This window comes from Streptomyces sp. LUP30, from assembly GCF_001746365.1.
Lineage (GTDB): Bacteria > Actinomycetota > Actinomycetes > Streptomycetales > Streptomycetaceae > Streptomyces.
Genome location: NZ_MJAJ01000032.1, coordinates 12208 through 33457, shown reverse-complemented (window position 1 = coordinate 33457; position 21250 = coordinate 12208). Strand labels below are relative to the sequence as shown.

The window sequence follows — 21250 nt, the reverse complement described above, 5'->3', positions numbered from 1 at the left end:
GCACGCTGCTCGGCTCCACCGCGGGCAGCGACCCGGACTGGAACGCCGCGGGCGGCGGTTTCGCGGGCGCCTGGGACAAGGCGTCGTCGGTGATGAACGCCGGTTACACCGGTGGCAACGACGTGGTCCAGTTCTGGTTCTGGCAGAACTACGAGGAGACGTACGCCTGCCTGTCCCCGAACGAGTACTTCGCGGACGACCTGTCCGACGATTACTTCGACGAAAGCGGCCAGAAGGTGGACGACAACATCCGCTCACACCGCTGGGTGACCGCCGGCTCGTGCGCCACCTGGCTGACCTGATCCGCCCCCGCACGACGGAAGGCGGGCGGTCCGGTGTCGTCACCGGGCCGCCCGCCTTCGCCGTCACCGACGGGGATCAGTGGAAGAAGTGCCGCGTCCCCGTGAAGTACATGGTGACGCCGGCCTTCTTCGCGGCCTCGACGACCAGCTCGTCACGGACCGAGCCGCCCGGCTGCACGACGGCCTTGACGCCCGCCTCGACAAGGACCTCCAGCCCGTCCGGGAAGGGGAAGAAGGCGTCGGAGGCCGCGTACGCGCCGCGCGCCCGCTCCTCGCCCGCCCGCTCGACGGCCAGCTTCGCCGAGTCGACCCGGTTGACCTGGCCCATGCCGACGCCGACCGAGGCGCCGTCCTTGGCGAGGAGGATGGCGTTGGACTTCACGGCCCGGCAGGCCTTCCAGGCGAAGGCGAGGTCGGCGAGCTCCGCGGGGGAGAGCGCCTCGCCGGTCGCCAGCGTCCAGTTGGCCGGGTCGTCGCCCTCGGCCTGGAGGCGGTCGGTGACCTGGAGCAGCGCGCCGCCGCCGACGGGCTTGAGCTCGACGGGAGCGGTGGGGCCCTGCGGGGCCTTCAGCACGCGGATGTTCTTCTTCTTGGCGAGCGCCTCCAGGGCGCCCTCCTCGTAGTCCGGCGCGACGATGACCTCGGTGAAGATCTCCGCGACCTGCTCCGCCATCTCCTTGCTGACCGGCCGGTTCACGGCGATGACGCCGCCGAAGGCCGACAGCGGGTCACAGGCGTGCGCCTTGCGGTGCGCCTCGGCGACGTCCGCGCCGACGGCGATCCCGCACGGGTTGGCGTGCTTGATGATCGCGACGGCCGGCTCGGCGTGGTCGTAGGCGGCACGGTGCGCGGCGTCCGTGTCCGTGTAGTTGTTGTACGACATCTCCTTGCCGTGCAGCTGCTCGGCCTCGGCGAGACCGCCGCCGCTGCCGTCCACGTAGAGAGCGGCGGGCTGGTGCGGGTTCTCGCCGTAGCGCAGGGTGCTCTTGCGCTCCCAGGTCGCGCCGAGGAAGTCGGGGAAGCGCGACTCGTCGGCGGGCGCGTAGGAAGACGCGAACCAGGAGGCCACGGCCACGTCGTAGGCGGCGGTGTGCTGGAACGCCTCGGCGGCGAGCCGCTTGCGGGCGGCGAGGTCGAAGCCGCCGCCCTGCACGGCCGCGAGGACGTCGCCGTAGCGCGCCGGGCTGGTGACCACGGCCACCGAGGGGTGGTTCTTGGCGGCTGCGCGCACCATGGACGGCCCGCCGATGTCGATCTGCTCGACGCACTCGTCGTCGGACGCGCCCGAGGCGACCGTCTCCCGGAACGGGTAGAGGTTGACGACGACGAGGTCGAACGGCGCGACGCCCAGCTCGTCCAGCTGCTGCCGGTGGCTGTCCAGGCGCAGGTCGGCCAGGATGCCGGCGTGCACCTTGGGGTGCAGGGTCTTGACCCGGCCGTCCAGGCACTCGGGGAAGCCGGTGAGCTCCTCGACCTTGGTGACGGGAACGCCGGCGGCGGCGATGCGGGAGGCGGTGGACCCGGTGGAGACGAGCTCGACGCCGGCCTCGTGCAGCCCGCGCGCGAGCTCCTCCAGACCGGTCTTGTCGTAGACGCTGACGAGCGCGCGACGGATGCCCCGCTTGCTGCTCTCGGCCGTGACAGTGCTCTCGGCGGTCACTGGATAACTACCTTTCGTCCCTCAATGCGATAGCCGTTGCGGGCGAGCCGCCCCACGACCTCGACGAGCAGCCTTCGCTCGACTTCCTTGATGCGCTCGTGCAGAGCGCTCTCGTCGTCCTCGTCCCGGACCTCGACCACGCCCTGGGCGATGATCGGGCCGGTGTCGACGCCGTCGTCGACGAAGTGGACGGTGCAGCCGGTGACCCGGGCCCCGTACGCGAGCGCGTCCCGCACTCCATGGGCCCCGGGGAAGCTGGGCAGGAGCGCGGGATGCGTGTTCACGAACCGCCCTCCGAACCGCGCCAGGAATTCCTTCCCCACGATCTTCATGAACCCGGCCGAGACGACCAGGTCGGGCTCGTGGGCGGCCACTGCCTCCGCGAGAGCGGCGTCCCACTCCTGGCGGCTGCCGAAGTCCTTGACCCGGCAGACGAAGGTGGGGATCCCGGCCCGTTCGGCCCGGGCGAGGCCCTCGACGCCCCCGCGATCGGCTCCGACGGCCACGATCTCCGCGCCGTAGGCGTCGACGCCGGCGGTCGCGACGGCGTCGAGTAGCGCCTGCAGGTTCGTACCGGATCCGGAGACCAGCACGACGAGGCGCTTGGCCACGGGCTTGGCGGCCACGGTGAGCCCTTTCTCGGGGAAGCACGTACAAGGCGGTGGGCGTACGCGGACTTCACGCGGGCTTGTACTTTCGTACGAATGCATCGCGCCCCCGGATACGGGGAAGCCTACGAAGCAGCCGACCGCCAGCAACGATACCGGCACACGGGACGGCCCCCGCGGGACGGGGGCGTGGCCGGAAGGTAGCGTCTGCGAGGAACGGGAAGCGGGCTCGATCGGGAACGCGGTCGCCGTGCGGCGCGTTCCCGGAGTGACAGCCACATCCGCTCAGGCCAGACAGCCGTATCACCTAGGGGAAGACGCTCACTTGATGCCGGACCGCAGTCTGCGACTCCTCACGCTCCCCCCGCAGTCACCGCAGGGAGGGGAGCGCGGCGTCGTGCTGCTGCGAGAGCGCCCAGCCTCTCCCCCGGACGCCCCGTCGGGCGGGAACCAGCCGCCCGAGGACGACAACCCCTTCGCACCGCCGCCCGAGGGCTCCCCCGACCGGCCGTGGCAGCCCCGGCGCCCGGCGGGCGGCGACCCCGAGGACCGGCACTCCCCGTGGGGCGGCCAGTGGAGCGACAAGCAGCCGGGCCGCTCCCCCGGCGGCTTCGGCGAACGCCCCGGCGGCAACCCCGAGAACGGCGGCCCGGGCGGCCCCGGCGGCGACCCCGGCAAGCGCTGGGACCCGACGGACCCCGCCCAGCGCCATGCGCGCTACGCCCTGCTCTGCGGTATGTGGGCCTTCTTCTTCGCCCTCTTCGGCTGGCCGTACGTCGCCCTGCTGCTCGGCGCGCTCGCCCTGAACTGGGGCATCAGCGCCCTGCGCGCCAAGCCGCGCACCCCGGACCCGGACGCCCCGCCCGCGCCCGAGACGAGCGGCCGCCCTCAGCGCACCGCCGCCGTCAGCGGTCTGGTCACCGCCTCGCTGGCCCTGGCCATGGTCGCCGCGAGCTTCACGGCGCACCTCGTCTACAGCGACTACTACACCTGCACGAACGACGCCCTCACCAACGAGGCGAAGCAGTCCTGCGACCATCTCCTGCCCAAGGAACTCAGAGAGATCCTGGGCGCGAACGCCTGACACCGCCCGGGGACGAGGACGGGAGAGGGAAGGGGCGTGGCGGGGGGGGCGGACCCCACGGCGGTCACCGCAGCGGCCCCGCACCGTCCTCCTCGCCCACGCCACCCACGCCGTCCTCCCCCGCCTCCCGCAGGGCGGCCCACCGCGCCTCCCTAGCCCGCTCCCAGTCCACCGGTTCGACGCGGGAGACGGGCTCGACGGGGGAGATGGGGACGACAGGGGCGGCGGGCACGGCAGGGACGACGGGGGTGGCGGGCGGGACGGGCTCGACGGGAGCTGCCGCCTCGGCAGGCGAGCCGGGCTCGGCGAAGGGGAGGGGACCGGCGAGCGGCAGGGGGTCGGCGGGCGCTCCGGGCTCGGCGAACGGGAGCGGACCGGCGCGCAGGACCGGCTCGGAGGCGACGAACGCCTCGCCGAGCCCGCCCCTCTCGACCGCGCCGATGGGCGGCGCCGGCTCGACGAGTTCCCCAGGCGCCCCCGCCGACCGCGCATCACGCTCCTCGAGCACCAAGAAGTCGTAGAGCCCCGCAGCCGCCGTAGCCCCCACAGCCCCCACAGCCCCGGGTTCTCCCGCACCCCCCGGGTTCCCCGAGTTCCCCGAGTTCCTCAGCTCCCTCGCCTCCCCCGCGGACGCCGCCCTCCGCTCCCGCCAGGCCCGCCACCCGCGAACCCCCAGAGCCACCGGCAACCCCACCCCCACGACCCACAACACCGCCGCACCCCCGACCTGCCACCACACCGGCCCGAACCGGGCCAACGCGGCCACCCCGAGCGGCCCGCCGGCCAGCCCCGCCAGCGCCCCCATCAGCACCCCGCACCCCGCTCCCGCCAGCACGACGACCCCCGCGGTCCTGCCCCGCGACCACCCGCTCCCGCCCGTGACCCCCGCCGCTTCCCCGGCCCGCGCCACGAACACCCCCACCGTCACCGAGGCAGCGAACGGCGCCACCGCCGTCGCCCAGTTCCACGGAGTCCCGCCCGCCGCCTCCGGCACCGCCGCCAGCAGCGGGAACGGCGGCAACAGGGGCGCCGGAGCGGAGGACAGGGGGGCCACCACATGCCCGACGCCGAGGGCGTACCCCGGCCCGAGCGCATACGCCGCACCCCACACCGCCGCGTTCGGCACCAGCGCCGCACACAGCAGCAGCACCGCGAACCGGCCCGACCACCCCTCCGTCAGCTGCAGGAACGCCGCGCGCGCCGAGCCCAGGTGCCACACCGAGGACACCGCCACCAGCAACGCCCCGCCCCCGACGAGCACCACCGCACCGGCCCCGGCCGCGCGTCCGGCGGCCCCGAGCCGCTCCCGTCCGTCCGCCTCGAGGAGCAGTCTTCGCATGCGGCGGGGGAGCACGAGCAGCACGCTGTCCACCGGCTCGCGCGGGCAGCCGTACGCCGACCACACCCCCGCTCCGGCAGCCAGCACGGCGACCGCCGGCACGCAGACCGCCGTCCACCCCCACGAGGGCCGCAGCGCCCCGCCGGCCGCGGCATAGCAGGCGACGGCCGAGCCGACCGCCAGGTAACCGGCCACGACACCGGCCCACGCCGTACGGCCGCTCACGAGGACGTCGCCGTCCGCACCGCCGTCATCGCCGCCGCCTCCCTCCACCGTGTCCCGTGCGGCGCGCCGCACCAGCCACACCGGCAGCGCGAGCAGCAGCAACGGCGTGACGCCGACCGGGGCCGGGACACCGGAGAGGGTGTCGACGCGGACCAGTTCCGCGCCGTGGGCCAGCAGCCAGAGCGCCGCGGCGACGTGCAGCGCGCCGCCGGGCCCGCTGTCGGGGTAGGGGGAGCTGATCCACAGCACCATCACGAGCACGGTGAACGAACCGAGTCCGAGTCCGGCGGCGAGCACGCCGCCCAGGAGGCCGGCGGCCAGTCCGGACGATCGGTCGCGCATCCGGGTGAGCAGGGGCGACAACGACAGTCGACGAGCGGTCATCTGGATCACGACGGCCATGCTCCCAACGACACGCGCTTTCCCGTCGTAACAGGCTAACTACCGCTGTGTCGCTCAATATATGTTTATGTACTTTTTTGGGCGAAGGGGCATCCTGTGACGCGGCAGGCGGGCAGCGCTGGCAGAGCGGGCCGGGTGAGGGATCCTCAGGAGGCCGCGCCTCGACCGCCGCTGACGGTACGTCCCGGCACGGAGCCGCACCGACCCGGCTCGACTCCGGAACCGGCGCGCGCCGACGCGCACGCCTCCACGCCCCCCGACGCGGGCACCCGGCCGGCGACTCCCCCCGCCCCGCTCCCCTCCGCGCATCCCCCCTCCGCCCCGCTTCCCTCCGCGCCGCCTCCCGAGGCTTCCGGACCTCCGCCCGTCCGGGACCCCTTGACGCCCGCTCAGGCCTTCGACGCGCTCTACGCGTTCTGCGCCCCCGCGCTGGTCCGGCAGGCCTATCTGCTCTGCGGCCGCCGCGAACTGGCGCGCGAATCGGTCGAGCGCGCGTTCCAAGTGGCCTGGGAGCGCTGGCCCGAGGTGGCCGTGGACCGCGACCCTGCGGGCTGGGTGCGGGCCACGGCGTACGAGTACGCGCTCTCCCCCTGGCACCGGTTCCGCCCCCGCTACCGCCACCCGGAGCCACCCCCGGCCGACTTGGCCGACCGCGCGCTGCTGGACGTCCTCCTGGCCCTCCCCGCACCGTGCCGGCGCACCCTCCTGCTCTACGACGGCGTCGGCCTCGACCTGCCCGAGACCGCCGCCGAGACCGAGGCGAGCACGCCGGCGACGGCGAACCGACTGCTGCGCGCGCGGGAGTCGGTCGCCGCCCGGCTGCCCGAACTGGCGGACCCCGCCGCACTGCACCGGCGGCTCGTGGAAGTGGCGTCGGTCGAGCGGCTGCGCGCCGCCAAGCCGCCCACGGTGCGGACGGGCAGCGAACGACGGGCCCGGTTCTGGACGCGGGCGGCGATCGCGTTCACGGTCGCGATCATCGGTGCGACCGCACTGACGCTGCGCACCGCCCCCACGCGGTACGAGCCCCCGGTCCCCCCGGGCGAGACCGTCCGGGGGGTCCCCCCGAGGGCGGCGCCGGGCACGCTCTCGGACGCGGAACTGCGACTGCGGGCCAAGCTGCGCTCGGCGACGGACCACGGTCCGCAGAGAATGCTGCCGGAACCGAGATGACCGTGCCGCCGACCGGCGAAACGTCAGCGGGCCCGCCCCCACGAGGGGGCGGGCCCGCTGACGTTCAGCTCCACGGCACTCGGCCCGTGGGTCGACCCGCGGACGGATCCGCGATTCAGCCCGCGGCGAGGATCTCGCGCGCCAGCTTCGCCGTCTCGGTCGGCGTCTTGCCGACCTTGACGCCGGCGGCCTCGAGGGCCTCCTTCTTCGCGGCGGCCGTGCCGGAGGAGCCGGAGACGATGGCGCCGGCGTGGCCCATGGTCTTGCCCTCGGGCGCGGTGAAGCCCGCGACGTAGCCGACGACCGGCTTCTTCACGTTGTCCTTGATGAAGGCCGCGGCCCGCTCCTCGGCGTCGCCGCCGATCTCACCGATCATGACGATCAGGTCGGTGTCGGGGTCGGCCTCGAACGCGGCGAGCGCGTCGATGTGCGTCGTACCGATGATCGGGTCGCCACCGATGCCGACGGCGGACGAGAAGCCGATGTCACGCAGCTCGTACATCATCTGGTAGGTCAGCGTGCCGGACTTCGACACCAGGCCGATGCGGCCCGGCTTGGTGATGTCGCCCGGGATGATGCCGGCGTTCGACTGGCCCGGGGTGATGAGACCGGGGCAGTTCGGGCCGATGATCCGGGTCTTGTCGCCCTTGGACACGGCGTACGCGTAGAACGCGGCCGAGTCGTGGACGGCGATGCCCTCGGTGATGACGACCGCGAGCGGGATCTCGGCGTCGATCGCCTCGACGACGGCGGCCTTGGCGAACGCCGGCGGCACGAAGAGGACGGACACGTTCGCGCCCGTCTTCTCGATCGCCTCGGCGACCGTGCCGAACACCGGGATCTCGGTGCCGTCGATGTCGACGGAGGTGCCCGCCTTGCGGGGGTTCACGCCACCGACGATGTTGGTGCCGTCCGCCAGCATGAGCTTGGTGTGCTTCATGCCCGTGGCACCGGTCATGCCCTGGACGATGACCTTGCTGTCCTTGTTCAGGAAGATAGCCATGGCTGTTTCTGTCCCTCTTCCCTTACTTCGCAGCCGCGAGCTCGGCGGCCTTGTCGGCCGCGCCGTCCATGGTGTCCACGCGCTGGACCAGCGGGTGGTTGGCGTCGGAGAGGATCTTGCGACCCAGCTCGGCGTTGTTGCCGTCCAGACGGACGACCAGGGGCTTGGTGACTTCCTCGCCCTTGTCCGCGAGCAGCTGCAGCGCCTGGACGATGCCGTTGGCGACCTCGTCACAGGCGGTGATGCCGCCGAAGACGTTGACGAACACGGACTTGACGTCCGGGTCGCCCAGGATGATCTCCAGGCCGTTCGCCATGACGGCCGCGGAGGCGCCGCCGCCGATGTCGAGGAAGTTGGCGGGCTTGACGCCGCCGTGCGCCTCGCCGGCGTACGCGACGACGTCCAGGGTGCTCATGACGAGACCCGCGCCGTTGCCGATGATGCCGACCTCGCCGTCGAGCTTGACGTAGTTGAGGTTCTTCGCCTTCGCGGCGGCCTCGAGCGGGTTGGCCGACGCGTGGTCGACGAACTCCTCGTGCCCCGGCTGACGGAACTCGGCGTTCTCGTCCAGCGACACCTTGCCGTCGAGGGCGATGACGTCGCCGGAGGCGACCTTGGCCAGCGGGTTGACCTCGACGAGAAGGGCGTCCTCCTCGATGAAGGTCTTCCACAGGGTGACCAGGACGTCGGCGACCTTGTCGGCCACCTCGGCCGGGAAGTTCGCGGCCGCGACGATCTCGCGGGCCTTCTCGGGGGTCACACCCTCGTTGGCGTCGATCGGCGTCTTGGCGACGGCCTCCGGACGGGTGGCCGCCACCTCCTCGATCTCCATGCCGCCCTCGACGGACGCGATGGAGAGGAAGGTGCGGTTGGCGCGGTCCAGGAGGAAGGAGACGTAGTACTCCTCCAGGATCTCCGGGGCCGTCTCGGCGATCATCACCTTGTGGACCGTGTGGCCCTTGATGTCCATGCCGAGGATGTTGGTGGCGTGCTCCACGGCCTCGTCGGCGGAGGCGGCGAGCTTCACGCCGCCGGCCTTGCCGCGGCCGCCGACCTTCACCTGGGCCTTGACGACGGACTTGCCACCGAGACGCTCGGTGGCTGCGCGGGCCGCCTCAGGCGTGTCGATGACTTCACCGGCCAGCACCGGTACATCGTGCTTGGCGAAGAGGTCCCTCGCCTGGTACTCGAACAGGTCCACGCGCTTCCGTCCCTATCAGTGATCTCGCGGTTCGTTGTCTGCGTGGGCGTGCCGCGAGGGCAACGTGACGTCCGACCGCTGTCTGTCACAAGGGAGGCGCACACGGTGTCCGAGCGCGCGGCATGTCCGTCTCGCAGGTTATCGCTGCTTGCAGGAGGCCCCTAAATCGAGGGTCACACCTGAGCGGTGATACCTGTCACATGATGCCGAGATCACTGGCACCCCGTGCCGGATGTGAGGCGGGGGGCGAGGCCGTGGGCAAGGGCCTCACCGGGTTGGGGTTGGCCCGGTGAGGCCCCCTGAACAGCCCCTCAGGGGCTCAGGGCGGGCGGTCCCCACCCCAATGGGGACCGGTCCACCCCGACCGTGAGGGTTCGGCCGGACGGGCCGAAAGGCTTTCGGCCGTCCGAGAACCGGTGACCTCACGGAGTCGATGGGTCAACCGCCGAAGTCGGACAACGGACGGAGACGCAGTGGCGGACGGGACACGACGGACGGGACACGGCGGACGGGACACGGCGGACGGGATACGGCGGACGGAGGGCCGCGTGCCGAGGGGGTCGGCCATGATCGAGCGGGCGGAGGGGGCCGCTCCGGCTAACCGGGGAAGACCGGCACGTCGCGGTACCTGTCCTGCGCCTCGACGACGTCGGAATCCGCCGCATCGCCGAGCGCCGGGAGCAGCGACGGCCGGTGGCAGGGCGTGACGACGGCATACGCGTCACCGTGGCGCGCGACACCGCCGCCGGACGCCGCCCCGCCGACCGGATCGCCGGTCGGACCTTGCTGCGCCGGAGCGGACGCGGGCGAGGGTGCGGTGGGAGCCCCGCCACGGGCGGGCGCGACCCGGTGAGCGGCGCGCATCGGGCCGACGGCCACCGAACCCGCCGACCCGTAGGCCGACCTGTCCGCCGCCACGGCCACGGCAGTCCCCTCCGCACCCCCGGCAGGGGGCGTTCGCGTCCCCACCGGCGACGGCGAAGAGGGGAGGGCCGGGGCATCAGGGGGGCCGGGAACGACGGGTGGCGCAGGGAGATCGGACAGCGCGGGGAGGGAGGGGAGCTCGGGGAACGCCGGGAGGGAGGGGAGCCCGGGGGGAGCGGGGAGCGCCGGCGGGTGGGGGAGGTCGGAGGCGGCAGGCGAATCCGGCACCGCGGGCAGCCGGACCGTCAGCGAAACCGACACCGACACCGGCTGCTGCGCCCGCAGCTGCCGGTGGGGCCGGGGCCGGGTCACCGGCAGGTGCCGGTGGGGCCCGTGGGGCCGGGTCGAGGCTCGGGCCACCTGCTCGCTCACCGATGTCACCGTCGTCACGGCGTCGGCCGGCCTGACGGTCGGGGACGGCGCCGAGAGCCCGGCGACGAGCGCCGTCGGTGTCCGCGCGCCTTCCGCCGCATGCGCCTGCTCGCCGCAGAGGAACCCGAGCGCGGACAACCCGGCCACCAGCAGCGCGAGTTGCAGCGCACGCCACCCGACCGCGGTGCGCAGGACGCGCAGAGCGGCGACAGGAGGGGCGGTGGGCCAGGTCAAGGGGGGAGGTTCTTCCCGTGCGACGGCAGCGTGGCCCCGATCCTCGCACGCATGTCCCGCGGTTGCGCAAGCCCCCGTTACCGATGAGTAGTCGATCGGGCCGTCGGCCGACGAGGTTCACTCCGCCGTGCGACCGGCGCCGTCACGTTCTCGCGCCCGTGCGCCCTCACCCCCTGTCCGGCACGGGCAGCGGGCGTTTCTCTATCGCCGCCGCCATGACCTCCGGAAACAGATCGGGGGTGCACGCGAACGCCGGTGCGCCCAGCGCCGCGAGCGCGGCCGCGTGCTCCCGGTCGTAGGCCGGCGCCCCTTCGTCCGACAGCGCCAGCAGCGCCACGAACTGCACGCCCGACGCCTTCATCGCCGCGACCCGCTTGAGCATCTCGTCGCGTATGCCTCCCTCGTACAGGTCGCTGATGAGCACCACCACCGTCTCCGCGGGCCGGGTGATCTGCGACTGGCAGTAGGCGAGCGCCCGGTTGATGTCGGTGCCGCCGCCGAGCTGCGTGCCGAACAGGACGTCCACCGGGTCGTCGATCCGGTCGGTGAGGTCGGCGACCGCCGTGTCGAAGACGACGAGCCGGGTGCTGATCGACCGCATCGAGGCGAGCACCGCCCCGAACACCGAGGCGTACACGACCGACGACGCCATCGACCCCGACTGGTCGATGCAGAGGATCACCTCCTTCTTCATGGACTGCGAAGCCCGCCCGTATCCCACGAGCCGCTCCGGCACGACCGTCCCGTACTCGGGCAGATAGTGCTTGAGGTTGGCGGCGATCGTGCGGTTCCAGTCGATGTCGTGGTGCCGCGGTCTGCTGACGCGCGCGCTGCGGTCCAGCGCGCCGGTGAGGGCGGCCCGGGTGCGGGTGGCGAGCCGCTTCTCCAGGTCCTCGACGACCTTGCGGACGACGGCCCGCGCCGTCTCCCTCGTCGTCTCCGGCATCGCCTTGTTGAGGGAGAGCAGCGTGCCGACGAGATGCACGTCGGCCTCCACCGCCTCGAGCATCTCCGGCTCCAGCAGCAGCGCGGACAGCCCGAGCCGCTCGATGGCGTCGCGCTGCATGACCTGCACGACTGAGGAGGGAAAGTACGTCCGGATGTCCCCGAGCCAGCGCGCCACGGACGGCGCCGAGGCCCCCAGCCCCGCCGTACGGTCGCGCCCGGCCTGCTTCCCCGCCTCCTTGCCGTAGAGCGCGGTGAGCGCCCCGTCCATCGCCGCGTCCCGACCGGAGAGCGCGTGCCCGGTGCCGTCCGCAGCGTCGCCGCCGAGCACCAGCCGCCAGCGCCGCAGCCGCTCCCGCCCGGCATCCGTCGCTGCCACGTCGTTCAGCGTCATGCCCCCACCCCCGCAAGCGCGGCATCGCCCGTCTCACCGTCGGCCGTCTCACCGGCAGCCTTCACGCCGTCGGCCTGCACGCCATCGGAGCTCTCACCGTCGTCCATCCCGTCGTCGGCTGTCCCGTCGTCGGCTGTCCCGTCGTCGGCTGTCCCGTCGTCGGCTGTCCCGTCGTCGGCTGTCCCCTCGCGTGGCGTCCCTGCTCCTCCCGTGCCGGGGCCCAGGCCCAGCAGCAGCCGTACGACCGGGAGGACCGCGTCCGCCCGTCTCTCGTCGAGGCCGGTCGCGAAGCCGGGCGTCCCGGCGTGCGCCCCCGGCGCTCTTCCCCGCTTGCCCGGACCGCGCCGGACCAGCTCGCCCAGTGATCTGCGCACGCCGGGCTCATAGGCGGAGAACGTCCGCCGCAGCAGGGGAAGCACGTCCGTGAACGCCTCCGCGGGCACTGTCGTGAGCCACCCGTCGACCAGCGCGAGCAGCCGTTCGTCGTGCACGAGGAGCAGTCCGCCCCCGGACCCGCCGCCCACGAACCCCTCGATCCAGGCGGCCGCGTCGCCCGGCGGCGTCCCGGGCGACAGGGCGAGCCCCATGACCCGCGCCGCCTCGCCGGGGTCCAGCTCCCCGTCGTCCAGGAGAAGCCGAACGGCGCGGCCCCGCACGACGCCCGGCACGCTGTCGCGCCGGGACAGGACCCGCAGCACGGCACGCCAGCGGTCCGGGAGGCCTTCGTGGTCGTCCAGCATCCCCACGGCCCCGTGCACGGCGTCCACATGACGGCGCATCCGCTCCGCCGCGTCCGCGTCCAGCGAGACACAGGCCGGCGGGAGGCCGACGAAGATCCGTTCCGCGAGACCCGCCGCCACCTCCGCCAGCGCGCCGGTGTCGGTGCCGCGCACGTCGCCGTAGCGCAGGGAACGGGCCAGGGCGGGCAGGGCCTGCGCGAGGTGGCCGACATCCGTGTCGAGGGCCGCCCGGTCGGCGAGGACGCGCATCACCGTCGGCAGCGCTTCCGGCAGTGCGGCCAGGAGGCAGCGCTCGGCGAGCGCGGTCACCTGGGCGAGCCCGCCCACGGCGACGGCGTCCGTCTCCGCCTTGGCGGTCGCCGCGGCGAGCACGGTCGTCCCCCACACTCCGGCCTCGGCGACCCGTACGGCCAGCTCCGGTTGCCACCGCAGCCGCCAGGTCTCCCGGAACGTCCCCGTGCTGCCGTGCGAGGCGGCTGGCTCGCCCCACTCGACGCCCAGCAGCCGCAGCCGGTGCAGCATCCTGCTGCGCTCGGCGTCGTTGTCCTTGCGCAGATCGAGCGCGAGCTCCCGCTCCCCCGCCTCCGCTCTGAGCCGCAGCCGACGCTGCAACCGGTCGAGGTCGCGCTGCAACGGCACCGCGGGCGCGCCCGCCGGCACCTCGCCCAGCACGTCCCCGACGACCAGCCGGTCGCGCACCAGGGCCAGCGGGACGTCCGAGCCCTCGCACAGCACCGCGCGCACGGCGTCGGTGGTCTCGCTCAGGCCGGGCAGCGGCCGGCCGCGCAGCGCGGCCAGCGTCTCGGCGAGCCGGACCGCCTCGATGACGTGCGCCGAGGACACGATCCGGTCCTCCTCGCGCAGCAGGACCGCCACCCTCGTCAGCCAGCGTTCGACGGGCCGGTCCCGCGACGCGAACAGATGGGCGTACCAGCCGGGCGCGTCGATGCCCGCGCCGTATCCGCCGGCCCGGGCCAGCCTGCGGTGGGTCCAGGGCACCCAGGTCAGATCGGCCCTGACCTTCGGCAGGCCCTTGAGGAGCGCCCGGTCGGCGGCGAGGGCGGCCTTCCGGCGCAGGGCGGGCACATGCCACGCCCCGCACACCACGGCCACCCCGTCCGACCCGAACTCCTTCTGCGCCGCCCTCAGTTGGATGCGCATGTACGCCTCCCGCACGAGGTCCCGTCCTGCCTCGCGCCCCGCCGCGTCGCGGTCGTACTGCTCGCGCAGGGCCTCCATCGCCTCCTCCAGCGCGGCGAACGGCGCGAACGGGTCCTTCGTTCCGGCGGCCCGGTGCTCGACGACGTCCTCCCACCAGCGCTCGGGATCGTCGTACCCCGCGACCTCGGCGAGCGTCCCCAGCGGATCCCTCCGCAGCCCGTCCCGATCCCCGGCGACACCCCCGCTCCCCGGGCCCTGGCCCTCGCCGTCACCCCCGCTCCCCCGGCCCTCGCCGTCACCGCCGCTCCCCCGGCCCCGGCCCTCGTCGTCGCTCCCGCTCCCGTCGGCGTCTCCCGGTCCGCCGCCCGGCGCCCCCGCACGGGCGGACTCCTGCCTGTCGCCGGGTCCGCCGCCGACGCCGGCTTCCGCTTCCCCGTCCTCCGTCCTTCCTCGGTCCGGGCCCGGACCCGTCCCCACCACGAGCCCGGGCGTCCCGTCCGTTCCGCTCTCCTCGGCCCCCGCGCTCTCCGGCGGCTCCGCTGTCCCCCCTGCCTGCCCTGTCCCCTCCGACCCCTGCGTTCTCTCCGTCCCCTCGGGCTCGCCCTGCCTCTCCCACGCCAGCGTGTGCGCGGCCGGGAGGTCGATGAAGCGGGCGGGCACCCCGTGCTCCAGAGCCCAGCGCAGTGCGACCCACTCCGGGGAGAACTCGGCCATCGGCCAGAACGACGACCGGCCCGGTTCGTCGACGGCGTGGGCGAGGAGGGCGACCGGCGGCCGCATGTCCTCGTCCGCCGCCAGCGGGATCAACGCGTCCGCCTCCGGCGGCCCCTCGATCAGCACGGTGCGGGGCCGGGCGGCCTCCAGGGCCGCCCGTACCGCGCGCGCCGATCCCGGCCCGTGATGACGCACCCCGAGCAGCAGCGGCCACCCGACGGTCGGGTCCTGGCCGCCGCCGGCGGGGCCCGCCGTCTCGTCCGCGCTCATCGGCGGGGCCACTTCGTGTCGTCGCTCACAGCCGCCCTCCCCTCGTCACCGGTCCCCGCCCAGGTCGCCGTATCGCTGTTCACGCGCTCACCTCCCGGCAGGCTCGGTAGAAGTCGGTCCAGCCCGAGCGCTCCCGGACGACCGCCTCCAGGTACTCCTGCCAGACGACCCGGTCGGCGGCCGGATCGCGGACGACGGCGCCGAGGATGCCCGCCGCGACGTCGGCCGGCCGCAGCACGCCGTCGCCGAAGTGGGCGGCCAGCGCGAGGCCGCTGGTGACGACGGAGATGGCCTCGGCGGTGGACAGCGTGCCGCTCGGCGACTTCACCTTCGTGCGGCCGTCGGAGGTGACGCCGTCGCGCAGCTCGCGGAAGACCGTCACCACCCGGCGGATCTCCTCGAAGCCGTCCGGGGCGGGCGGCAGGTCGAGGGAGCGGCCGATCTGGTCGACGCGCCGCGCGACGATGTCGACCTCCGCCTCGACGCTCTCGGGCAGGGGCAGCACCACCGTGTTGAACCGCCGGCGCAGCGCGCTGGACAGCTCGTTGACCCCGCGGTCTCGGTCGTTGGCCGTGGCGATGAGGTTGAACCCGCGGACGGCCTGCACCTCCTGCCCGAGTTCCGGTATCGGCAGCGTCTTCTCGGAGAGGACGGTGATCAGGGTGTCCTGTACGTCGGCCGGGATCCGGGTCAGCTCCTCCACCCGGACCGTGGCGCCCTCGGCCATGGCCCGCATGACGGGGCTGGGCACCAGCGCGTCCCGGCTCGGCCCGTGCGCGAGCAGCTGCGCGTAGTTCCAGCCGTAGCGGATCGCCTCCTCCGGCGTGCCCGCGGTGCCCTGCACCAGCAGCGTCGAGTCGCCGCTGACCGCCGCGGCCAGGTGTTCGGAGACCCAGGTCTTGGCGGTGCCCGGGACCCCGAGCAGCAGCAGCGCCCGGTCGGTGGCGAGGGTGGTGACGGCCACCTCGACGATGCGGCGCGGCCCCACGTACTTCGGCGAGATCACCGTGCCGTCCGGCAGGACGCCGCCGAGGAGGTAGGTGGCGACGGCCCACGGCGACATCTTCCAGCGGGCCGGACGCGGCCGGTCGTCCTGGGCTGCCAGCGTGGCGAGTTCGGCGGCGAAGGCGTCCTCTGCGTGCGGGCGCAATGCGTCCGCACGCTCGGTGCCGCTCGGTTTCACGGACGTCGGATCTACGGACACAGACATGGCTGAGGCCCCCTCCAGCTCGGCCGGTTCGGATCTGGTGTCCACCGTGCACCACGCCACTGACAATGCGATCTGACCTGCGGATACGCACTCGTGGCCGCTTGTGTCGCAGGCGCGGCGGACCGATTGTCAGTGGGGGGATCTACCTTCGATGACATGACTCAGCAGGGGGTGCGCTGGAGCGTGGACCAGGTGCTGGCACTGGCGCCTGACTCCGCGTCACGCAAAGCGGGGAGCAAACTCGGCACGGCCGGACCGTGGTCCGGGACGGGCAGTTCGCGGGAGGGGGCGGTGTGGGGACTGTGCAGGGGCAGCGGCAGCACTCCGTACCGGACGGTGATCGACGTCATGAGCGCCTCCGGCGCCGCCGGCCCGGCGTACAAGTGCAGTTGCCCGAGCCGTAAGTTCCCGTGCAAGCACGCGCTCGGGCTGCTGCTGCTCTGGTCGGGCGGGGAGGAATCGGTGCCCGCCGGACCGGCGCCGGACTGGGCCGAGCAATGGCTCGCCGGCCGCAGACGCGCACAGGAGAAACGCCAGGCCGACCCGGAGGGTTCCGTCTCCGGCCCCGCCGACCCGGAGGGGGCGCGCCGCCGGGCCGAGCGCCGCGCCGAGCGGATCACCGCGGGAGCCACGGACCTGGAGGAGCGCCTCGCCGATCTGCTGCGGTCCGGCCTGGCCACGGCGGAGCAGGCGGGGTACGGGCTGTGGGAGGAGACGGCGGCCCGCATGGTCGATGCGCAGGCCCCCGGACTCGCCGCACGCACAAGGGAGTTGGGAGCCGTCCCGGCTTCCGGTCCGGGGTGGCCGGTGCGGCTGCTGGAGGAGTGCGCGCTGCTCCATCTGCTGGACCAGGGCTGGCTGCACCGCGAGGGACTGCCGGACGCCCTGGCGGCGACGGTCCGCACCCGCGTCGGACTGCCCTCGTCCCCGCAGGGGCCGCCCGTACGGGACGACTGGCTGGTCCTCGCCCAGTACGACAGGACCGACCCGAAACTGACGACCCGCCGTATCTGGCTGTACGGCGCCGCCTCGGGCCGCACGGCGCTCCTCCTGTCCTACGGCGCCGCGGGCCGCGCCCCCGAACTCACCCTGCCCGTGGGTCTCGTGCTGGACGCCGAACTGTCCGCCCACCCGGGGACGGGCGGCCCGCGTGCGTCCCTCGGCGAGCAGTTCGCACCTCCCGCGCCCTCCGGAGCCCGCCCCCCGGGTCTCACTACGGCCGAGGCGACCGCCCGGTACGGCGAGGCCCTGCGGGAGGACCCGTGGCAGGAGTCCGTGCCGGTGACGCTGGACGACGTCATACCTGTCCCGGACGGCGACTCCTGGCAACTGGCCGACGCCGCCGGCGACACGGCACTGCCCCTCACCCCCGCCGCGCTCTCCCGCCCCGGCCTGTGGCGCCTCGTCGCCCTCTCGGGGGGCGCCCCCGTCAAGGTCTTCGGCGAGTGCGGCCACCGCGGCTTCACCCCGCTGACGGCCTGGCCGACGGGCCCCGGCAACGCGGTGCGCCTGTGCTGAACGCCCCGACACGACCACAGCGACGGCAACGACCGCCCCGACCACAGCGACAGCAGCGACAGCAGCGATCACGGCAGCAGAAGGGAGCCTCATGAACGCCGGCTCGTCCCTCCCCTCGTCATCGGCCTGGGAGGACCTGGTCACCGCGGCCCTTCTGGGCACCGACCGCCGTACGCCCCCGGGCGTGGCCCCCGGCCGGAACGCACCGTCGGCCCTGCTGGACGCCGCGGCCGCGGAGACCGTCCGCCGACGGGCTGGACTGCGCCCCGGCCCCGCGGCGCCGCGCCCCCGACCGGCCCCCGGGGACCCGCGTCCCCCGCTGCCCGCCGCGGCGGCCCGCAGGCTCGCCCTGCTCCTGGCCGATCGCCCAGGCGCCGCGCAGGGCGGCCGAAGAGGGACCTCCCCGGACCTCGTGGAACTGCTGCCCCAGTGGCTGACGGCGGTGAACGACCGGGGATTCGCCGCGCCCCCGGAATCCCTCCCCGCGCTGCTCGACGCGGCACGCGCGCGGACGGACCTGCGTCCGGCCGCCCTGCGGTTCGCGGGCCCGCGCGCGTTGTGGCTGGCCCGGCTCAACCCGGACTGGCGGTTCGCCCTGCGCGCGAGCCCGGGGAGCGGCATGGCGCTGCCGGGTCCGGAGGAGACACAGCGCGTCGAACGGCTCTGGCAGGAGGGCCTGTTCGCCGAGCGGGTCTCGCTCCTTGCGGCGATCCGCTCCCGCGATCCCGACGCGGCGCGCGAACTGCTCGAGGCCACCTGGCCGACGGAACGCGCCGAGGACCGGCTGATGTTCCTCGACTCGCTGCGCACCGGCCTCGGCCCGCGGGACGAGCCGTTCCTGGAGCAGGCGCTGGCCGATCGGAGCCGCAATGTGCGTGCCACGGCGGCGGAGTTGCTGTCGGCGCTGCCGCAGTCGGCGCTCGCGGCGCGGATGGCGGTCCGGGCCGGCGCCTGCGTTGCCGTCGACCACACCCTCGACACGCCGACGCTCCTGGTGGAGGCGCCGCACGAGTGCGACGCGGCCATGGAAAGAGACGGGGTGTCGCCCAAGCCGCCGTCGGGTCGGGGCGAGCGGTCGTGGTGGCTCGGTCAGCTGGTGGAGGCGGCCCCGCTCGCCGGTTGGTCCGCGCGGCTGGGCGGCCGGACACCCGAGCAGATCGTCGCGTTGCCGGTGGCGGACGACTGGCTGGGCGAACTGCACGCGGCCTGGTGCCGGGCCGCGGTGCGACAGCGGGACCCGGACTGGTCGCGGGCGCTGCTCGGGCCGCCGTCCGCGCCCGGCGCGGGCGGGCCGGGCGCGGTCTCGCTCGCCGAACGGTCGAAGCTGCTGGGCACTCTGGCGGCGGCCGAACGGGCCGAATGGGTCGCCGGTTTCATCGCGGCGCACGGACTGTCGGAGGCGTTCCAGCTCCTCGGCGTCTGCGCCGTGCCGTGGGCCGCGCCGCTCGGCGGATCCGTGGTGGACGCGCTCAACATCGCGCGGGACGCGGGCAGCTATCCCTGGAGTTTCAGCGGTGTGATGGGCCTCGCCGAACGCTGTCTCGACCCTTCGGAGGCGGCCCGGCTCGACGCCCTCCTGGCCGTGCCGGACGAACCGGAGGACGCCTCTCCCGGCGCGGGCGGCTACTGGGCGGAGGCCTTCCAACGCCTGTGCAGGACGCTGCGGCTGAGGGCGGCGATGACGGCGGAGCTGGAGGCGCGTCCCTGCGTCCCGTGCGGCGCTTGAGAACGAAACGCGGCGTGGCCCGCCTCAGGCCCCCGCGGGCCGGCGAACGTTGGCCCGCACCCAGTCGACGATGGACGCGGTGGTCGCCCCCGGCGTGAAGATCTCCGCGACCCCCTTCTCCTTCAGCGACGCGATGTCCGCCTCCGGGATGATCCCGCCGCCGAAGACCACGATGTCCTCCGCCTCGCGCTCCTTCAGCAGCTCGATCACCGCGGCGAAGAGCGTGTTGTGCGCCCCGGAAAGGATGGACAGACCGATCGCGTCCGCGTCCTCCTGGATCGCGGTGCCGACCACCTGCTCGGGGGTCTGGTGCAGCCCGGTGTAGATGACCTCCATGCCGGCGTCGCGCAGTGCCCGCGCGATGACCTTGGCCCCGCGGTCGTGGCCGTCGAGTCCCGGTTTGGCCACCACCACGCGGATCGGACCGCCTGCCACACCCATCACTGCCTCCATGAAGCGACTGCGTCGATCGTCCACCGCCCGCACACCCCGCGCCAGACGGCCCGGAAGTGAACGCACGTTATCGCCGACATCCCCCAACCGGCAGTTTCGCGATGCGGGCCGAGGGGGAAATCACACAGAGGGACACGTTCACCGCGCACCGCTCCCCCACCCCCACGGGGGAACAGTCGCACCGGGAGCCGCGTCGAGGTCGCGGTACCGCCGAGCGCCGCAGACAGCGCCGCGTGGCGGTACGGCGGATCGGCAGGCACGATGGTCATGTAGGGCAGGTAAGGCACGACAGCGGGAGCTCGTCGCCAGTACCGGCAGGGATCCCGTCACGTCGCGGTGCGACCGGGTGTCACGAGAGCCGTACACCCCCCACGCCACAGGCCTCACTCGTCACACACCCTGTCGTGCCCGATCGACCTCCTCGACAGCGACTTCCACGAGGGCACACGGGGGACAGAGAAGTCCTCAGCGTGCCGACAGGAGGTCGGCCATGAAGGTCACCCGGGCCTTGCAGCCCATTCTTCCGTTGTGCCAGCGTCTGCTGCCGGACATGCCGAACCTTCTCGTCTTCCCCGGCTTCCCGAGCTTCCCGAGCCTTCCGGGTCTGCCGGATCTCCCGAGCCTGCCGAGCAGACTGGCCGGTTTCTCCATGGCCCTCCTCAAGGCGACCGCCCTGGACCTCGCGATCCTCGCCGGGCATCTGCTCCTCTATCCCTCCGGGATAGCGCAGGAGCGCCGCTGCGCGATCCGTCCCGAACTGCCCGGGCCGGCGTCCCCCGGAGAGCCGACCCGCCTGCCCGCGCAGGCCGCGCCCCCGGTGGTGCTGCTGCACGGGTTCATCGACAACCGTTCCGTGTTCGTCCTGCTGCGCCGCAGCCTGGCCCAGCACGGCAGGCACCGGGTGGAGTCGCTGAACTACTCGCCCCTGACGTGCGACATACGGACGGCGGCCGAGCTCCTCGGCCGGCACATAGAGGAGATCTGCGAGCGCACCGGCAGCCCGCAGGTCGACGTGGTCGGGCACAGCCTGGGCGGCCTGATCGCCCGCTACTACGTGCAGCGGCTCGCGGGGGACGCCCGGGTACGGACACTGGTCACGCTGGGCACCCCGCACTCCGGGACCCGGGTGGCGCCGCTGGCGAACGCGCACCCGATCGTGCGCCAGATGCGCCCCGGCTCGGAGCTGATCGAGGAACTGTCCCGGCCCGCCCCGGGCTGCCGTACCCACTTCGTCAGCTTCTGGAGCGATCTCGACCATCTGATGGACCCGCTGGAGTCGGCCTGCGTCGACCATCCGGACCTGCTGGCCCAGAACGTCCGGGTGACCGGCATCGGCCACCTCGCGCTGCCCGTCCATCCCGCCGTCGCGACCGGCATCCGGCAGGCCCTGGACACCGAACATCCGGCGACACCGGCCGACGTCGCCGGAACCGCCCCCCGAAGCGGCGGCCTCACCGTGGCCTGACGGCGTCCCGAAAGCGCTCTCCCACCGCTCTCCCACCCCTGGGACGCGCCTCGATCGCCACATCGATGCCCCGCCGGCACCCCTTCACCATCGAACGCTATTCGAACCTAGGGCCAAACTCGCGCCC

General features: G+C 73.8%; 16 protein-coding genes. 6 read left to right on the top strand and 10 right to left on the bottom strand.

Features of this window, described 5'->3' with window-relative positions; genetic code table 11:
- The first annotated feature begins 92 nt into the window (after nt 1–92).
- Nucleotides 93–302, top strand: a complete 210-nt coding sequence (locus BG482_RS24610) for a hypothetical protein (protein ID WP_069771302.1) — start codon at nt 93–95, stop codon at nt 300–302.
- Between the two features lie 76 nt (nt 303–378).
- On the opposite strand, the gene purH is transcribed toward BG482_RS24610, so the two are convergent.
- Nucleotides 379–1962 (bottom strand): bifunctional phosphoribosylaminoimidazolecarboxamide formyltransferase/IMP cyclohydrolase, encoded by a 1584-nt coding sequence (purH, locus tag BG482_RS24605; RefSeq protein ID WP_069771301.1) that lies wholly within the window; start codon nt 1960–1962, stop codon nt 379–381.
- On the bottom strand, nt 1959–2588 hold the full coding sequence (gene purN / locus BG482_RS24600; protein WP_069771300.1) for a phosphoribosylglycinamide formyltransferase: 630 nt from the start codon (nt 2586–2588) through the stop codon (nt 1959–1961). Before purN ends, purH begins: the two co-directional genes overlap by 4 nt.
- 310 nt (nt 2589–2898) lie before the next feature.
- Here purN and BG482_RS24595 point away from each other — a divergent pair, with 310 nt between their 5' ends.
- Nucleotides 2899–3654: a hypothetical protein gene (locus tag BG482_RS24595; RefSeq protein WP_069771299.1), complete on the top strand. Its 756-nt coding sequence runs from the start codon at nt 2899–2901 to the stop codon at nt 3652–3654.
- Nucleotides 3655–3718: 64 nt separating this feature from the next.
- Here BG482_RS24595 and BG482_RS24590 read toward each other — a convergent pair whose 3' ends face one another.
- Nucleotides 3719–5620 carry a DUF6350 family protein gene (locus tag BG482_RS24590; protein WP_069771298.1) on the bottom strand — a complete coding sequence of 634 codons (1902 nt, stop codon included), beginning with the start codon at nt 5618–5620 and terminating at the stop codon, nt 3719–3721.
- A 45-nt stretch (nt 5621–5665) separates the two neighbouring features.
- Here BG482_RS24590 and BG482_RS24585 point away from each other — a divergent pair, with 45 nt between their 5' ends.
- Complete coding sequence (locus tag BG482_RS24585; RefSeq protein ID WP_107450719.1) at nt 5666–6793, top strand: sigma-70 family RNA polymerase sigma factor; 1128 nt, start codon at nt 5666–5668, stop codon at nt 6791–6793.
- A gap of 115 nt (nt 6794–6908) precedes the next feature.
- On the opposite strand, the gene sucD is transcribed toward BG482_RS24585, so the two are convergent.
- From sucD to BG482_RS24555, 6 genes are all read right to left on the bottom strand, one after another.
- On the bottom strand, nt 6909–7796 hold the full coding sequence (sucD, locus tag BG482_RS24580; protein WP_069771297.1) for a succinate--CoA ligase subunit alpha: 888 nt from the start codon (nt 7794–7796) through the stop codon (nt 6909–6911).
- A 22-nt stretch (nt 7797–7818) separates the two neighbouring features.
- Complete coding sequence (gene sucC, locus BG482_RS24575) at nt 7819–8997, bottom strand: ADP-forming succinate--CoA ligase subunit beta (RefSeq protein ID WP_069771296.1); 1179 nt, start codon at nt 8995–8997, stop codon at nt 7819–7821.
- Nucleotides 8998–9594: 597 nt separating this feature from the next.
- Entirely contained in the window at nt 9595–10527 is a 933-nt protein-coding gene (locus BG482_RS24570; protein ID WP_069771295.1) for a hypothetical protein, read from the bottom strand.
- 166 nt (nt 10528–10693) lie between these two features.
- Nucleotides 10694–11866: a VWA domain-containing protein gene (locus BG482_RS24565; protein WP_069771294.1), complete on the bottom strand. Its 1173-nt coding sequence runs from the start codon at nt 11864–11866 to the stop codon at nt 10694–10696.
- Nucleotides 11863–14751 (bottom strand): DUF5682 family protein, encoded by a 2889-nt coding sequence (locus BG482_RS24560; protein WP_256096467.1) that lies wholly within the window; start codon nt 14749–14751, stop codon nt 11863–11865. Before BG482_RS24560 ends, BG482_RS24565 begins: the two co-directional genes overlap by 4 nt.
- Nucleotides 14752–14830: 79 nt before the next feature.
- A complete protein-coding gene (locus tag BG482_RS24555; protein WP_069771293.1) occupies nt 14831–15961 on the bottom strand; it encodes an AAA family ATPase in 1131 nt (376 codons plus the stop codon).
- Nucleotides 15962–16117: 156 nt separating this feature from the next.
- On the opposite strand from BG482_RS24555, the gene BG482_RS24550 reads away from it, so the two are divergent.
- Nucleotides 16118–17479 (top strand): SWIM zinc finger family protein, encoded by a 1362-nt coding sequence (locus tag BG482_RS24550; protein WP_069771292.1) that lies wholly within the window; start codon nt 16118–16120, stop codon nt 17477–17479.
- A gap of 91 nt (nt 17480–17570) precedes the next feature.
- Entirely contained in the window at nt 17571–19205 is a 1635-nt protein-coding gene (locus BG482_RS24545; protein ID WP_069771291.1) for a DUF5691 domain-containing protein, read from the top strand.
- Nucleotides 19206–19229: 24 nt separating this feature from the next.
- On the opposite strand, the gene BG482_RS24540 is transcribed toward BG482_RS24545, so the two are convergent.
- Nucleotides 19230–19646: a cobalamin B12-binding domain-containing protein gene (locus tag BG482_RS24540; RefSeq protein ID WP_069771290.1), complete on the bottom strand. Its 417-nt coding sequence runs from the start codon at nt 19644–19646 to the stop codon at nt 19230–19232.
- Nucleotides 19647–20148: 502 nt separating this feature from the next.
- Here BG482_RS24540 and BG482_RS24535 point away from each other — a divergent pair.
- Nucleotides 20149–21123 carry a triacylglycerol lipase gene (locus tag BG482_RS24535; protein WP_079142092.1) on the top strand — a complete coding sequence of 325 codons (975 nt, stop codon included), beginning with the start codon at nt 20149–20151 and terminating at the stop codon, nt 21121–21123.
- The last annotated feature ends 127 nt before the right edge of the window (nt 21124–21250 follow it).